Source organism: Bacillus cereus group sp. RP43 (genome assembly GCF_040459645.1).
Taxonomy (GTDB): Bacteria; Bacillota; Bacilli; order Bacillales; family Bacillaceae_G; genus Bacillus_A; species Bacillus_A mycoides_C.
Genome location: NZ_JARVHQ010000001.1, coordinates 3203115 through 3218995 on the forward strand (window position 1 = coordinate 3203115; position 15881 = coordinate 3218995).

Genomic DNA, 15881 nt, shown 5'->3' on the forward strand with positions numbered 1-15881 from the left:
CATATCGATTCAGTTTTTTCTTATTTTTTTCTTAATATATTTACAATCGCAGTCGTTTCATCATTTTCTTTATAGACACGTGGAATTCTTCTGTCCAACATACATGTAACTTCATAGTTAATTGTACCTAGCATATCTGCTATTTCTTCTACCGCAATTTCTTCTTCACCTTGTTTGCCGTAGAATACAACTTCGTCTCCTACTTGTACTGGCATTGCATTTGTAACATCTAGCATAAGCTGATCCATACAAACACGACCAATAACAGGTACTCGTACTCCGTTTATTAGTGCATGCCCTTTATTAGATAACTGACGATTATAACCATCAGCATAACCAATTGGTACAGTTGCAATCCATTCTTCACCCGTTGTTACATACGTATTTCCATAGCTAACACCACGATTTTTCTTCGCATGTTTAACATGAGCTACTTTTGATTTTAAAGACAACGCTGGCTGTAAGGAAACAACTGTATGATCCACTTCTCTTGAAGGATACATACCGTAAATTCCAATACCGACACGAACCATATTTTGAAATGTGTTACTAAGTTCCATTGATCCTGCACTGTTTGAACTATGAATATATGGAAAATGAATTCCTAATTCTTCCGCTGTATTTACAGCTTTCTCAAACAAACTTGTTTGCATATTTGTATAAGTTTTATCTATTTCATCAGCGGTAGAGTAATGTGTGAACATCCCTACTACTTCTACATACCGCATATGTTTTAACTCTTCAAAAAACGGTTTAACTTCTTCTTCCTGTAAACCAATACGGCTCATTCCTGTATCAATTTTCACATGAATTCGCACTTTCTTTTGAAGATGGTTTGCAACTTCATCTATACCATGTAAATCTTCTACTCTATAAACAGTCATCATAACGTCATATTGAATTACGTCTTCTACAGCTGCTACTGGTGTATATCCTAAAATTAAAATAGGTACAGTGATTCCAGCTTCTCTTAATTCAATTGCTTCGTCTACAAATGCAACTGCAAGTTGGTTTATTCCTGCTTCAATAGCCGATTTCGCAACTTCAACTGCCCCATGACCATACCCATTCGCTTTTACAGCAGCCATCATTGCAATATTTTCATCATTCACACGTTTTTTAAATTCTTTTACATTATGTTTTACAGCATTTAAGTCAACTTCAACAATTGTATCTCTTCCATATTTCAAGCTCATTGGTCTAACTCCTAACTCAATAATTACATTCCATTCTATTTCACGTTTCATATGACCTTTTACAATATAATACTTTTCACTATGCTAGTCAAACTACTAGAATTTTCGGAATTTTGAGTATGATATAATACCCTTAAGAAACTATTATATATGGAGGCGAGAATAATTACAATCTTTGTTCCATCTGCATTGAATCAAGTTAAAATTGCTATCGATACTTCCATTCAAATACTGAACCAATATACTGAAAGTGATTTGAAAATAAAGCCGATTGAATCAAAACGGTCATTATTTGAAATGTGTACACATCTTTCCCTTATTTGCCACGCTGATTTACTCATATTAAATGGTATTACTGAAAAAGAGTTACATACCTTTTATATAGAACGTACGCCTGAATCGATTGCTCACATGCAACAAACGATGATACAAGGGTACGATTTACTTTCTAAAACTTTTTTATCCTATTCCAATGAAGAATTAGCGGAAATTATGACTGCTTATTGGGATATTGCTTATTCTCGATTCGAATGGTTACTTGAAATCGTCGCTCACTTTTATCATCATCGCGGTCAAATTCACATTTTACTAGTCGAGCATGTTAAAGATCCTTGCATTCCTTTATTTGAATAAAAAGAGTGGAAACAAAGCCAATAAAGAGTATGACTCCTAATAAAATAAACGTCTGAGCATAGTCCCCTATTTTCATAAGATAAATAGAAATAATAGGTCCTATACTAGTTCCTAAAAATAAAACGAAAGTATAAATAGAAACTGCTATTCCCCTTGCTCTCCCTCCTAATTGGCCGACAAGAGAAACTAAAGATGGAACCGATATAGCAATACCTATTACGAAGCAGACGCTCATCATTACAAGTAACGGCAGTGTCGAAATAAATCCCATTGAACTTAGACTAAAAATAGCAACTAACAATCCTCCCTGAAGAACTTTCTTTACTTCGAACCTCTTTGTTAAACGACCTGCAAGTGGTGATAGTAACATACCAAATAACCCTGCTAAGCGAAAATAAAGAATTTGTTCTGCTGTTAAATTGTAAGTAGAAGAGCTCAAATAATTCCCTAAAACAGTATACATATTAACAAAAGCCATTAATAAAACAAACGCAACCATATAGCTCCATACTAAGCTTTTATGTGTAAAAACTTTCCCCATCTGTTTCATTGGCCCCAAAATATCTGTATAAGCTTGAGACGTTTCCCCTTTCGGAAGAGAATAATGAACCCATACAGCAGTAATGATATAGACAAAGCTAAGAAGAAAGAACACCATATGCCATCCAAAATGCTGACTAACAGCAGTACTTATTACTTGCCCTGCAATTCCAGCCACTAAAAAACCGGTACTAACAAACCCTATCGTTGTAACTTTTTTCTCTACTGGAAACATTTCTACAACGTAAGCTAACGCCACTGGAGAAAATGTAGCTGCTGCTATTCCCTGTAACCCTCGAAGAATAATAAGCCAAAATAAGCTATCCACAAACCCTAAGAAAAAAGAAACAATCGACAGTGCAAGCAATCCAATAAAAATCACTTTTTTTCGCCCATATTTATCAGAGATTGCCCCAAATAACAAACAACCTATAGCAAAACCTACCGAAAATATACTGCCTGTAGCCGCAGATTGAGCTAATGAAACCTTAAAAATGTCTGAAAATAGAGCGATTAAAGGAATCGTCACATATAGGCTGGACATAACTACCATACCTGCCCAACATAACACCGCTGTCATTACTGTATAATTCCTCCCACTATTTACTTCTTTTGATATTTCCATCATAAAATCTCCCCCTTACATTGATTTTCCTCATCGATTGAAAACTTCTAAAGTAAATGACTCAAAATAAAATCCCTTCAACACTCACTTAATTCGTTTACATTAAAAAATACATTATCGCCCCTTTAAATTAGCCAAACATACAATAAGGTAACCTAATTATATGTTTAAATAAAAAAGTTGACTTTCACAATCAACTTATTTACCTACCTTCCCCTAATTTCATCTGCATAGTTACTTGCATTTTATTTAATAGCTTCTCTAACACTTGACGCTCTTCTTGATTAAAGTCATCAACTAACGAAGCGCAAGATAACCAAAAAGTTGGTAAAGAATGCGTAACTAGTTCTTTTCCTTTCGGAGTAATTTTCACCTTTAATCTTCTTCGATCTTCAGAATGATGGAACCTTACGATTAACTCTCGTTTCTCCATCCAATCTAATAAGCCAGTGACAGAAGCACGTGTAATCCCTAATCGACTCGCTATATCCGAAGGACTCATGTTCACTTCTTCTCCATTCGATTCCATTTCACGCAAAATAAATAACAGTAAAAAATCTAATTTGCTTTCCGTTATACCAAGCGGGGCTAAATCTACGTCAACAGCATCAAGAACATTATCAGACGTCCATAACATTAACAAACCAAGTTTTGCTGCGATTGGATCCGTATCCGCTGATGCTGTCTTTTTTATTAACTCTACATAAGGCTCAATCCCTAAAGGAAGAGAATCTTTTCTTGAATCCATTCATCTTCACTCTCCTTTCCCCTCAATTAATTAGCTTACCTAACTACTTTTCATTATACTCACATTCTTCCTTTTATTGCAAGAATATTATTAGATAAAAAAATCCTGTTATTAAACAGGATCTCTCTACACTGACTAACTATTATTTTTAAATAATACGAAACTCTTTTAAAGCAAAAGCAATACCACCTTCACTTGATTTCTTTGTAACAAAATCAGCTTTTGTTTTTAACTCTTCTCCACCATTCCCCATCGCAATTCCTAAACCTACATACTGTAACATCTCAATATCATTTCTACCGTCACCAAAAGCAATTGCTTCTGATTTACAAATGTTTAGATGTTCCAATACCTTTTGAATTGCAATTAGCTTCGATACTTTACTATCTTCCAACACATTCATAACGTAACCATGAAAACGTTCAAACGTAAGGGCTGGATATCTTTCAAAGAATTTTTGAGCTTCTGTTTCATCAGCATACAGACATAAACAATAGATTTCTTCTGACAAATCCCTGCTTTTTTCAGGATACCTTCCTAAATTTAATGTCTCGTTAAGCGCTTGAATTACACGTTCATTATCCGAGGCTATTCCGTTCATTGCAAATTCCTCTGTAAAATAAGAAACACTATGACCATGTAATTCAGCGAAATTTGAAATATCATGAACAATTTCACTTGAAAGTACCGATTTATGTATAACTTCTTCCCTACATTTTATATGTGCACCATTTGCAGAAATAAACGTGTTTATGCCCAGCTCTTTAAATTGTGAACATAAGCTATATGGTCTCCCAGTTGTAACAACTACGTGAATCCCTTTATCTATTAACCTTTGTATCGCTTCTCTTGTACTTTCGTGCATACTTCTATCAATCTCACTTAAAAGGGTACCGTCAACATCAAAAAATACAACTTTGTACACAGATCCTTACATCCCGTCCAAATGATTCGTATCATTTATGAAATGTACCGTTTTTTGTGTACCCTCAATTTCAATCAAACTAATTCCCGTATCTCCCATTTTAAAATAATAGTCCATGCTAATTGGCATTTGGAAAAACGCTCGTAAAACACTATTTATTACACCACCGTGTGCAACAATTGCAATCCGGTCATATGTATTCTCTGTCACGATTTTAGAAAAGATTCCTTCTATTCTCATTCGAAATTCAATAAATGATTCTCCATTTTCAAAACGGTCATGAAGAAACTTTGGCTCTGGATATTTTTTCGCTTCTTCAAATGATAAACCTGCTTGCACTCCATTATTGAACTCCATTAATTCCTCTTCTAATTGAATTGGACAACCAATTGCTTCAGCTAATGTTTCACCAGTTTCACGCGCACGTTTTAATGTACTTGCCCATATGAAATCTGGTGGAAAATCTTTTTTCACTTTCTCTACGAGCCTTTGTACTTGCTGTCTTCCCTTTTCAGTCAATTCAAAGTCAGCTCGCCCTTCATGTACATGTAAAATATCAGCTTCTGATTCTCCGTGACGTATTAGTAGTATTTGCATTTGTTTCCCACTCCCTTGTTAAATATCCACAAAATCCCATTATATCATACTCTTAACTTTCTATAACAAAAAAGGAACGGCTTCCCGTCCCTCAACCATTCACTTTCTCCGCATCATTCCAGTAATACTTACTAAACGCTTCCGTTAACACATCAATCGTGTTATATAATTCATCTAACGTATTATCAACACCACCAACTTCAATTAACATCGCATTTTTAGATAAATCTTGGTTATAAACCCCATTTCCATCTTTTTTATACTTCGGAAAAATCCCTCTACTTAATCCATAATAGTTTTCATCTAGATAACTATTGATTGATCTTGCAATTTTTTCATTTTCAGCACGTCCTTCATTTTCCATCCCAATTATAAAATATAATCTTGCATACGATTTCCCGTTGATTACTTTTGTTGTTACCTTTTTTCGCTGATCATCACGGTGTATATCAATCGGAAACGCAATTTTATTATTTTGTGCTAATGTTTCTTTTACATATTCATGAGACGCTTTATATGATTGCGGCCATTTCCATTTTTTACTCGCTAATAAATCTCCCATATTCGTTTTATCATGAATTACCGGAATTCCTTGTCCTTCAAGTTGTTCTTTCATACGTTTCCCTAGTAAGGACACATTTACATCTGGACTGGATGGATCGGTAGCCCCTGGTAATAACGGAAAGAAGGATTCCCAGCTATGTGTATGATAAATATATACTGCACTTTCACCTTTTTTCGCTCCGTTCTTTTTCTGAACCGGATTATTCTTTTCAGCTTCTGTAACTTTATCTTTTGCTACTTCTCGCTCTTTCGTTACTTCTTCAATCGGTACACTAGATTCATTTGGGATATTCGTAAAGTTTGTCCCTTCCCCAGCTACGATAATATTAGAGTAATACTTTGACATACCAGGCACTTCTTTACCGACAAACGTTCTTAAATCTTTAATTTTCAAATCCGTCGCGATAGAGAATAGTAAATTTCCAACTGACTCCCTTTTATTCTGCTTAAAATAATCAAATCCGTAATAACGATTCTCACTTTCTATCATTTGAACAAAACCTTGCATAGACACTTTTCCAAACCATTGATTCGCATAATTCGATTTCATTGTATGTAAAAGCGACGTCAAAATCGACGCAATAATAATTATGACTAGTGCATATAGAAAGAGTAACGAGATTAGTTTCTTCCCATGTATACGGGTTGCATACTTTTTCAATGTATCACCTTCTTTATACATGGATATGTACAAGCTTTTCGTAATATACGCAAAAAAAGAGAAATGGCATCCCATTTCTCTTTCTCACTCTTATTGTTCTTTTTCTGTATCATTTGGAGGTAATTTCTTCGCTTGTTTTTCTTTAAAGATTTCCCCAATTGCACCAAGAGTACCAAGTGTTTCAATTGCATTAGACGGAATAAAGACTTTATTTGCTGGTCCTTTTGCAACCTCAATTAATGATTCAAACGATTTATAAGCAAGTACGCGTTCATCTAAATCTGCTGCGCGAAGTAATTCAATTCGATTTTGTTCTGCTTTTGCGATTTCCTCAATCGCTCTTGCTTCCCCTTGCGCTTCTAATTCTTTTGCTTCTTTTAAACCTTCAGCTTCTCGAATACGCGCTTCTTTATCCCCTTCAGCCATTAAAATTTTACTTTGTTTTTCCCCTTCAGCACGAAGGACTTTATCTTGTTTTGCTGCTTCAGCTTCTAAAATGATCGCACGTTTGTTACGTTCTGCTTTCATTTGTTTTTCCATTGATGCTTGCACATCTTTTGGTGGGTTAATATCGACTATTTCGACACGCTCAATACGAACGCCCCATTTTTCTGTCGCTTCATCAAGTGCTAAACGAATTTCTGTTGAAATTTTTTCACGGCCTGATAATGTTTCATCAAGCTCCATTTTACCAATAATTTGGCGCATTGTTGCAGATGTAATATTACGAACACCATATTCATAGTTTGAAATACCGTATGTCGCAAGTTCTGGTTCAACAATTTGATAGAAAATAATTGTATCAATTTCTACTTGTACATTATCTTTCGTTATTACCTTTTGTGGTGGTACATTCGTTTGTTGAATGCGTAAATCGTGATATACACGAACGCGGTCTACAATTGGGATTAAAATATTTAATCCTGGGTGCATAATCCGTTGAAATTTACCAAACCTTTCAACGACCCCAACTTTTTGCTGAGAAATAATTTTAATTGTCAATGCAACAAATACAACGATAATCAATGCGAAAATAATCGTTAACGTTAATGCTACCATATTTATTCACTCTCCTTTTTCACTTGTAAAATAGTACTATGCCTCTGTATAACAACGACTTTTTCTCCAGCATCAATAGGAGTATCCGAAATAGCTGTCCAAGTATCTCCATCCACTTTCACAATACCGTTCACTTCACTTGTAATCGCTTGCATAACGATTCCCTTTTTACCAACAAGTTTATCTACAGTATCAGTAAAACCTTTTGCTTCTCGAAAGTTTTTTGAAATTCTTTTCGTAAAGAAAGTCAATGTTAAACTTACAATCGCACCAACGACAACTTGTAAAAATAGTGCATCAGGAGCAAATAAGGCAATAAGACCTCCGACAACAGCTCCAATTCCAAGCCAAAGCATGTAAAACGTAATCGATAACATTTCTGCAATAAATAAAATACCCGCTATTATAAACCAAATCACCCATCCAGCCATATGCAACCCTCACTTTCTTTCTCATTTTCTATATGTATATGAAGAAAAGAATGGTTTATCCGCCCTATTCACACAGAGGGCGTTTGCTACAAGCTATTATATGTATTCGCTGTTACAACAAGCATTAATAAAATACTATATTAATATATTCTTCATTATACATGAAAATTCCTTTCAAAAAACGACAAAAAATTAAATTCTTTCGAAAATTTGATTTTCAAACTATAATAATTCTAACTTCAAAAGTATTATTTTTTAAGAAAGTGGTGTTCTTATTGCGAAATCGCTCAATAGCTTACTATTTAAATTCCAAAATATGCATTACTCTCGCTGACATCGTTTACATTATGATTATTACAACTCATATCTATATATCAACTAAATCAGCTACTATTACTGCCCTTTTCCCATTATTGCAAGTTATCACAAATCTAATTGCTAACATATCTGCACCACTTATAATGAATCGTTTTCCATCTTATAAGTTGCTATATACTTTGCAATGGCTGAAAGCAGCTCTTTTCCTATTATTAATGATTTTATTCCCGGTCTTATCCACAAACATTTTAGCCCTATTAACTTTTATTTTTTTCATTTCATTATGTAATGGGTGGAGTGCTCCATTACTATACGGCATTCTTCCGCGCCTTACACCAAAAGAAAACTTAGTAAAAGTAAATAGTATCTTTTCCTTTTTAACACAAATTGTACAAGCGGCAGCTTATTCATTTACAAGTATTATCGTTCTTCTCATTGGCGCTAGCTCTACACTCATGATTAATAACATTTTGATGATTCTTGGATGTGTTGCATTACACTTTTCATTACGTTCCATACATACTGAACGCGTAACAGAGCCTTCCTCTTCAAACAGTGCTGCTTTATTAGAAGGATGGAGACTCTTATTTCAAAATCCTTCTCTCCGTACCGTTACAATTATGGACTTAATTGAAACTTTCGCAGGGACGATATGGATCGGTGCTATTACGATGGCATATGTAACGACTGCTTTACATAAAGGCGAAGATTGGTGGGGATATATTAATACAAGTTATTACGTCGGCACATTAATTGGCGGGATATTAGCGTGGAAAATGAGTACATATATTCAAAAAAATTTAATACGCTCCATGGCGATAGGCTCTCTTATGTTTAGTATTCTTACCTTTTTATATGGTATGACAAGTAGCGGATTTATTGCTCTATTTCTTTGTGTTCTAATGGGGCCATGTTATCAAATTAGAGATATTTCTCAAACGACGGTTTTACAATCAAGCGTCACTCCTTCTTTATTATCGAAGATGTATACAGCTCATGGTGCACTTCTCTCGACAGCTTCTGGTCTTTCTATGCTTAGCGTTGGAATTATTACTGATATGTTCGGCGTTCGTACTATTTATATTATCGCCGCTTTTCTTATTTTATGTTCTGCTTGTTTATCCTTTAACTTATTAAAATATCATAAGACGGAGCAGAAAGATATTTCACTTTAATCAATAAAACAAAAAGGACAGGAATTCCTGTCCTCTTTGTTTATTCTATTCATGACAAGTTGGGAATCTTCCTATGTTTTGTCGCTTGTTCAAAAGCGTATGCTAGTTTAATTAATATTCCTTCACTAAAAGCAGTACTTGCAATCGTAATTCCAAAAGGTCTCCCGCTTTCCATATATCCCGCAGGTATTGCTATAGACGGATAACCTGCTTTCGCACATATAGTAGAGCCTATATAGGAAGGGAACAGTATCGCATCAAGATTATATGTTTCCAATGCAAAATCAATACCTTGTTTTTGCGAAAAATATATATCTTCTAATCTTGCGTTTAAATATTCTGGATTTCTTAACGTATTAGGAAAATCTTTTCTTCTTTCTAACTTAGTTTGTCCATATTTCAAAGCTCTTTCTGCTATGTTTTTATTAAACTCCATTAACTCCGAAATAGAATGTACTGGAATAGTAGAAGGTAATTTAGAAAGATAGTTATCCAAGCTGTGCTTCAGCTCATAAAGTGGAACTCCCCAACTCCATTCCCTATGAAAAGACGGAATATCAATATCTTCTACTACTGTCGCTCCCTCACTACGTAATACTTGGATCGTTTCCTCAAACAATTTTTCATCGTACTCACCATTTTCGTAATAATCTTTTGGAGCATTGCTATAAACACCGATCTTCGCTCCCTTTAAACCATTTACATCAAGATAAGTTGTATAATCTTGCTCTGTCCTTCCTTCACCTTTATAAGTAGCTGCATCCATCTCATCTATTCCTGTTAAGTTCCCTAATAGAATAGCAGCGTCTGTTACCGTTCTAGCAAACGGACCGGCTGTATCTTGAGAATATGTGAACGGAATAATTCCTCTACGGCTAATTAAACCAACTGTCGGTTTAATACCTACTACAGAGTTTTGAACAGCTGGACTTAAAATAGAAGCATCTGTCTCTGTTCCAACGGATAATACAGTAAAGTTAGCAGCAACTGCAACGGCAGATCCTGTACTCGATCCACCAACAAACATATCATCCTTTCCTGTACCGTAAGGATTAATCGTTTGACCGCCTCTAGCACTATATCCAGCCCACATTTCAAAAGACATTCCGTTTGCTAACTCTGTCATATTTACTTTCCCTAGTATAATCGCACCTGCTTCTCGGAGCTTTTTAACAAGAAATGCATCTTCACTACTTATATTTTGTTCCAGGGCAATCGTACCTGCACTTGTATGCATTGAGTCATTCGTTTCAATATTGTCTTTAAGTAAAACAGGGATACCGTGCAATGGACCCCTTAGACCTTTTGTCTTTCTTTCATGATCTAACCCTTCTGCAATAAAGATAGCGTCCGGATTGATTTCTAAAATAGCATTGAGTTTCGGACCATCTTGGTCATATTTTGTGATTCTATGAAGATAATACATGACTAATTCTTTTGAAGTTAGTTTCCCATCCTCCATCGCAGTTTGTATATCATGAATTGTTAATTCTTTTTGCAATAGTGTATTGAACTGAATTTCCATTTTCATTCTCCTTTTATTGGCCCTTATATATATGACGTGTATCTATTACTTTTTCATTTTCTCCGCTCCTGGCATAAACAACTACAATCCCTTTAAAGGACTTCAACTTACTAGTTCAAAAACCTTTAATTTCCAGAGAAATAAAAAGAGTCTGAAACGAATTCAATATCGCCTCAGACTCTTTTTATCATTTTACATATACCTCTTCTAGCAAATGTAAAAACTCGCCTTGTTTACCTGCTAATTCAGGGCATTTGTTAATATCAACCCACTCATAACAAAATACTAAACCTTTGTCTTCCTCACCAGCACTTACTATATGTTCCCACGTATCTTTCACATGTGTTAATAATGAAATGTGGAAAAAATGACGTTTTTGATATTCCTTTTTTTCTTTCATATAAATAATGTAATCAGAAAGGAAGCGCTCGATACAAAAATGGCGTAGTCCTGACTCTTCTTGCACTTCACGTAAAATTGCTGCCTCTAACGTTTCGCCTTCATCTACTGTCCCACCTGGCACTTGGATACCAGCCTCTCGTATATCACGATGTTTAAAAACGAGTAGTTGCATAACCCCTTCTTTTTCTCTCGTAATATATGCATGTACCTTTTTCTTATATAACATCGTCATCTTAGCCCTCTCCCCTCAATTCATTACTGCGTTACTTCTTCAATCGTCAGTTGGTTTTCATATAAATATGTAGCTTGCGGATTCCCAACATACCGTACATGCCACGGTTCATAACGATAACCGGTAATCCCTTCTTTCTCTTTCGTATATCGAATAACAAAACCAAACTTATGGGCATTTTCAGAAAGCCACTTTCCTTCTTTCGTCTGCCCAAAAACAGTTTCTAGCTGAAATTTAGCAGATTGAGATGTAATATCCATAGCTAGTCCTGTTTGATGTTCACTCGTACCGGGGACTGCACTAGACATCGCTGTCTTTGCTTCTCCATCTTGTCTTTTATACATTGTATTTAATGCTTTTTGTCGATCAAAAGATCTAAATCCAGAGACTGCAAAAAGGAAAATCCGCTCATTATTGGCTTGCTGAAACATTTCCTCAAGTGCCACCGCTGCCTCTTTCCTCATCTTTTTCTTCTCTTGATCACCTTCACTAGAGTAACGTACTTTCGGAATAACTAAATCTGGCGGTCTATACCCATCTGGTAAACGCCTATTTTTATTCACAAGTACAAGCATCGAATTTGGATTACTAATGACTGCGATATCCCCATCCATATTAGCAATCGTTTCTTTTGCTTTTGGAAATATATTGTTTACATTTACTTCCCGTGCCTCTTTCTCCTTGTACATCTTATAATTTATTCCTGCTACTCCAACAATCAGTATCATTGCTACGGTACCAAGTAGTGCCCATCTTTTTTTCATATAACGACCTCTTATTTTAATAATTTGGCCATTTCATACTCATCGATATCTTTTCCATCGATGATAAGAGCAGATTTTTTGACACCTTCTTGTGCAAATCCAATTTTACTATATAGTGCCTGAGCTCTTGTATTGTGGGCCATTACCGTTAATTCTAAACGCCATACATCATGTAATCTTGCCCACTTCTCTACTTCTTTAAACAAACTCGTTCCAATACCTCGGCCACTATACTCTTGCAAAATACCAATTACAATTGCCGCAACATGTCTCTTTCTTTGAATATTATTTCCATTAACTAAAATAAACCCTACTATTCTCTCTTCTTCAACTGCTACAAATATTGTCGCATATTCATTTTCTATAAAACGGTGGACCATATTTTCTTGTTGCTCTACTGTAGTTTTTCTTTCTCCTGGTTCGTATAACATAAATTTCGTTTCTTCGTCTAATTGCTTACTTAATTGTAAAAATGATGCTGCATCTTCTACTCTAATCTCTCGTATCACCTTGATCCCCTACCCATTCTGTTAGTTAAAAATTTTCCTTGTAAAAAGATTTTCTCCACTATTCCGAAAATTCCTTTCTGAATTTCTTACTATAAATAGACAAATTTCGATATCCATATAATAATAGGGAATTTTGTCTATAATGTGTCATGTCTTTCTACCTATAGATTATGAATAGAAACACGTAAGCTTCTCGCTTACGTGTTTCTAGTATTAACGGGTATCCTGATTGATGAGGGCTAATTAAATTCCCAATTTATCCATTCACTTTTTCCGCTTGCCAAAAATACCCTCCAAATGCTTTAGCAAGAACATCAATCGATCTATTTAATTCTTCCTCTGTATTATCTACCCCGCCAACTTCAATTAAAATCGCCTGTCCTGATAAGTCTTGATTATAGACTCCATTTCCTGTTTGGAACCCTTTTTGAATTACACCACGGCTCACTCCTGGATATTTCTTATTAATTTCCTCATGAAGAGCTGTTGCTAATTGTAAGTTCTTTTCATAATTTTTATTTCCTTTCCCAATTACAAAAGCAAGCTTTGCATATGATTTATCTCCAATTGTTTTTGTCGTGACATTTTTCCGTGCACTATCACGGTGCAAATCGAAAAAATATTGGAGTTCTTTATTACCAGCCATCGCTTCTTGTACAATTTCTCGTGATAATTTATAAGAACTATTACTGTTTAATCCTTTACTTATTAATTTTTGACCAACATCAGTTTTATCGTTAGTAGCACCGATTCCTTCACTTTCTAACTGTTCACGCAATCGATCGCCAACTATTGAAATATTCGTTACAGAACTCGTTGCTTTATTTGGATTTGGATCATTCGTTAAGTTGAGTAACGGCAAATAAGATTCCCAGCTATGTGAATGATAAATCAATGCAACTTGTCTTTTTCCCGTCGTTTGAGATGGTTGTTTCTTCTCTTTATTCGGATCAGGCTTAGGAACTTGTCCAGCTTCTCCAGTCCGTTCCTTCACTACTTCTTCAAGAGGAACACTCGATTCTATCGGTAAGTTGGAGTAATTTGTTCCTTCACCTGCTATAACGATTTCTGTATCATACTTTCCAAATCCCGGAAGCTCCTTTCCGACAAAACTACGTACATCATCAAAACGAATATTCGTAGCCATCGAAAAGAGGAATGAAGAAATAGAAAAGTCTTGATTCAAATTCCGGTACTCCTGTGTAAAATAATGATTCTCTTTCCCAATAACGTACATGTAACCATTCATTGATAACTCATTTAACCAATTATATAAATACGTTGACTTCGTCTCTTTCATGGAAGTTACCATTACACTAATAAGAAAAAAAGTCGCTAATACCGTAGTAATAACAAATAAAATTAACTTACGTACACTTGTTAATTTCACATAAAAAAAGCCTCGATTCATACTATCACCCTCTCTATTTCAAGTTATGTACAAGCTCTAGAGAATAGACCGCTTAAATTTCGGCTATATTGTTAATGAGGTGAAATGAATTGAAGCTACTAATAGGAGCATTACCAATCGCTTTATCAATTACTTTTTATTTACTTGCTTTACATCCTAAAATTCGTATTGTGCTACATATTTCCGCATACTTAGCACTATATGTACTTGGGACAATTATTTCTATTAATATATATGATGTTTTAATACAAAATTTAGTTTTCATGACAAGCATTCATGGAATTTTACTAAATCCACTTTTTCTACTTGCAGGAGCGTATATTGGGATATACACTTTGTATTTAATTTTGTCTCAAATTATTATGAAACTAATGAATTCCAAAAATGGAGTGTAACGAAATGCAGCCACCATTCATCTGTCATAAATGTAAAAAAAGAATAGCGAGAAAGAAAGATCTTATTACCTCTACATGGCATTTCCGCTTTTATTTATTTCACAACACTTGTTTCAAAAATCAGCAATTATTTGTCTCACGTTTTATTCCTATAAATACACTCTTTGGTTTCTTTCTTATTATATATGGGCTTATTGCGGGTAGCATTCTAATGTTCACGGAGCCATCTATCGTTTGGCTTATTTTTTTACTTCCTATTTTATATCGGTTTCTTTCATATTATTACGTTGAACGTTTTTTCTGTAAATAACTAGTAGACTGACCTCTAGGAATGCTTAAACACTCCCATTCATTTTCTTTTAACATTTTACCAATGTAAATGATTTGTCCAATATGTAAAGCATAATGAGAAATCTGCCTTTCGATCGCTTGCATTACAGTGTGTTCTTCTCCGCGAATGTATACTTTCTGCGAAACCTTCTCTGGCGTTAAATTATCCAAAGTTTCAAAAACATAATCCCACCCTTCTCGCCACGCAGTAAGAGCTTCTTGTTTTGAATTGTAGCCGCCTTCAAATTCACCATCTCGATTACGATTTGCTTTTTCACCATCAGACGTTAAAAAATCCGTCCATCTTGAACGCATATTACCATGTAAATGCTTAATAATAATCGCAATACTATTCGTCTCCTCATGAGAAGACCACATTATCTGTTCATAAGATAATTGAGAAAGTACTCGTTCTCCTTGGTTTTGTGTTGCTTTGAAATTCGAAATCGCACATTTTAAATATTCTCGTCTGATATCCAAATTAACACCTACCTTCACACTAACTAATTTTCGTTCCATTCGGTAGTTCCATATTTGGCTGGAGTAAAACAACATCGTCAGCTTCAGGAACTCCACCAAGTACAAGCACTTCCGATTTAAATCCTGCCACACGCTTTGGTGGGAAATTCACAACAGCAACCACTTGTTGACCGATTAAATCTTCTGGGTTGTATCTTTTCGTAATCTGAGCGCTTGATTGCTTAACCCCTAATTCTCCAAAATCAATTTCTAACTTAATTGCAGGAACCCTCGCTTCTTTAAATTCCTCCGCCTTTCTTATCGTCCCAATACGCAAATCCAAAGTTAAAAAATCTTCAAAACTAGCCATTTTATCAATCCT

Annotated in this window: 19 protein-coding genes; 4 read left to right on the forward strand and 15 right to left on the reverse strand. The window is 35.0% G+C overall.

Features of this window, described 5'->3' with window-relative positions:
- Positions 1–20: 20 nt before the first annotated feature.
- Positions 21–1196, reverse strand: a complete 1176-nt coding sequence (gene alr / locus QCI75_RS16740; protein ID WP_353761553.1) for an alanine racemase — start codon at positions 1194–1196, stop codon at positions 21–23.
- A gap of 171 nt (positions 1197–1367) precedes the next feature.
- Between alr and QCI75_RS16745 the strand changes: the two genes are divergently transcribed.
- Positions 1368–1829, forward strand: a complete 462-nt coding sequence (locus tag QCI75_RS16745; protein ID WP_144504326.1) for a DinB family protein — start codon at positions 1368–1370, stop codon at positions 1827–1829.
- On the opposite strand, the gene QCI75_RS16750 is transcribed toward QCI75_RS16745, so the two are convergent.
- From QCI75_RS16750 to QCI75_RS16780, 7 genes are all read right to left on the reverse strand, one after another.
- On the reverse strand, positions 1798–2994 hold the full coding sequence (locus QCI75_RS16750; protein ID WP_199633823.1) for an MFS transporter: 1197 nt from the start codon (positions 2992–2994) through the stop codon (positions 1798–1800). The two genes, QCI75_RS16745 and QCI75_RS16750, sit on opposite strands and share 32 nt — an antisense overlap.
- 202 nt (positions 2995–3196) lie before the next feature.
- Positions 3197–3742, reverse strand: a complete 546-nt coding sequence (locus QCI75_RS16755) for a MarR family winged helix-turn-helix transcriptional regulator (RefSeq protein WP_144504268.1) — start codon at positions 3740–3742, stop codon at positions 3197–3199.
- Positions 3743–3890: 148 nt separating this feature from the next.
- Positions 3891–4667, reverse strand: a complete 777-nt coding sequence (locus QCI75_RS16760) for a Cof-type HAD-IIB family hydrolase (RefSeq protein ID WP_353760860.1) — start codon at positions 4665–4667, stop codon at positions 3891–3893.
- 6 nt (positions 4668–4673) lie between these two features.
- Positions 4674–5264: a histidine phosphatase family protein gene (locus QCI75_RS16765; RefSeq protein WP_144504272.1), complete on the reverse strand. Its 591-nt coding sequence runs from the start codon at positions 5262–5264 to the stop codon at positions 4674–4676.
- Positions 5265–5355: 91 nt separating this feature from the next.
- Entirely contained in the window at positions 5356–6564 is a 1209-nt protein-coding gene (spoIIP, locus tag QCI75_RS16770) for a stage II sporulation protein P (RefSeq protein WP_337692275.1), read from the reverse strand.
- 15 nt (positions 6565–6579) lie between these two features.
- Positions 6580–7548, reverse strand: coding sequence for an SPFH domain-containing protein (locus tag QCI75_RS16775; RefSeq protein WP_144504276.1), 969 nt, complete (start codon positions 7546–7548; stop codon positions 6580–6582).
- Between the two features lie 2 nt (positions 7549–7550).
- The gene (locus QCI75_RS16780) at positions 7551–7979 is read right to left on the reverse strand and encodes an NfeD family protein (protein ID WP_012260786.1); all 429 of its coding nucleotides are present in this window, start codon (positions 7977–7979) and stop codon (positions 7551–7553) included.
- A 275-nt stretch (positions 7980–8254) separates the two neighbouring features.
- On the opposite strand from QCI75_RS16780, the gene QCI75_RS16785 reads away from it, so the two are divergent.
- Entirely contained in the window at positions 8255–9472 is a 1218-nt protein-coding gene (locus QCI75_RS16785; RefSeq protein WP_144504280.1) for an MFS transporter, read from the forward strand.
- A 49-nt stretch (positions 9473–9521) separates the two neighbouring features.
- Here QCI75_RS16785 and QCI75_RS16790 read toward each other — a convergent pair whose 3' ends face one another.
- From QCI75_RS16790 to spoIIP (QCI75_RS16810), 5 genes are all read right to left on the reverse strand, one after another.
- Positions 9522–10997 (reverse strand): amidase family protein, encoded by a 1476-nt coding sequence (locus QCI75_RS16790; protein WP_353760861.1) that lies wholly within the window; start codon positions 10995–10997, stop codon positions 9522–9524.
- A 187-nt stretch (positions 10998–11184) separates the two neighbouring features.
- On the reverse strand, positions 11185–11631 hold the full coding sequence (locus tag QCI75_RS16795) for an NUDIX hydrolase (protein WP_144504282.1): 447 nt from the start codon (positions 11629–11631) through the stop codon (positions 11185–11187).
- A 23-nt stretch (positions 11632–11654) separates the two neighbouring features.
- Positions 11655–12395 (reverse strand): M15 family metallopeptidase, encoded by a 741-nt coding sequence (locus tag QCI75_RS16800; RefSeq protein WP_144504284.1) that lies wholly within the window; start codon positions 12393–12395, stop codon positions 11655–11657.
- 11 nt (positions 12396–12406) lie between these two features.
- The gene (locus QCI75_RS16805; RefSeq protein ID WP_353760862.1) at positions 12407–12904 is read right to left on the reverse strand and encodes a GNAT family N-acetyltransferase; all 498 of its coding nucleotides are present in this window, start codon (positions 12902–12904) and stop codon (positions 12407–12409) included.
- A 256-nt stretch (positions 12905–13160) separates the two neighbouring features.
- Complete coding sequence (gene spoIIP / locus QCI75_RS16810) at positions 13161–14315, reverse strand: stage II sporulation protein SpoIIP (RefSeq protein WP_070142067.1); 1155 nt, start codon at positions 14313–14315, stop codon at positions 13161–13163.
- Between the two features lie 89 nt (positions 14316–14404).
- Between spoIIP (QCI75_RS16810) and QCI75_RS16815 the strand changes: the two genes are divergently transcribed.
- Together QCI75_RS16815 and QCI75_RS16820 are read left to right on the forward strand one after the other, a co-directional pair.
- Positions 14405–14710 carry a hypothetical protein gene (locus tag QCI75_RS16815; protein ID WP_098775958.1) on the forward strand — a complete coding sequence of 102 codons (306 nt, stop codon included), beginning with the start codon at positions 14405–14407 and terminating at the stop codon, positions 14708–14710.
- 4 nt (positions 14711–14714) lie between these two features.
- The gene (locus QCI75_RS16820) at positions 14715–15020 is read left to right on the forward strand and encodes a hypothetical protein (protein ID WP_002200756.1); all 306 of its coding nucleotides are present in this window, start codon (positions 14715–14717) and stop codon (positions 15018–15020) included.
- On the opposite strand, the gene QCI75_RS16825 is transcribed toward QCI75_RS16820, so the two are convergent.
- Together QCI75_RS16825 and csaA are read right to left on the reverse strand one after the other, a co-directional pair.
- Positions 14993–15559, reverse strand: coding sequence for a DUF1572 domain-containing protein (locus QCI75_RS16825; protein WP_144504288.1), 567 nt, complete (start codon positions 15557–15559; stop codon positions 14993–14995). The genes QCI75_RS16820 and QCI75_RS16825 overlap by 28 nt on opposite strands.
- The gene (csaA, locus tag QCI75_RS16830) at positions 15540–15869 is read right to left on the reverse strand and encodes a chaperone CsaA (protein ID WP_098775960.1); all 330 of its coding nucleotides are present in this window, start codon (positions 15867–15869) and stop codon (positions 15540–15542) included. Before csaA ends, QCI75_RS16825 begins: the two co-directional genes overlap by 20 nt.
- Positions 15870–15881 lie beyond the last annotated feature (12 nt).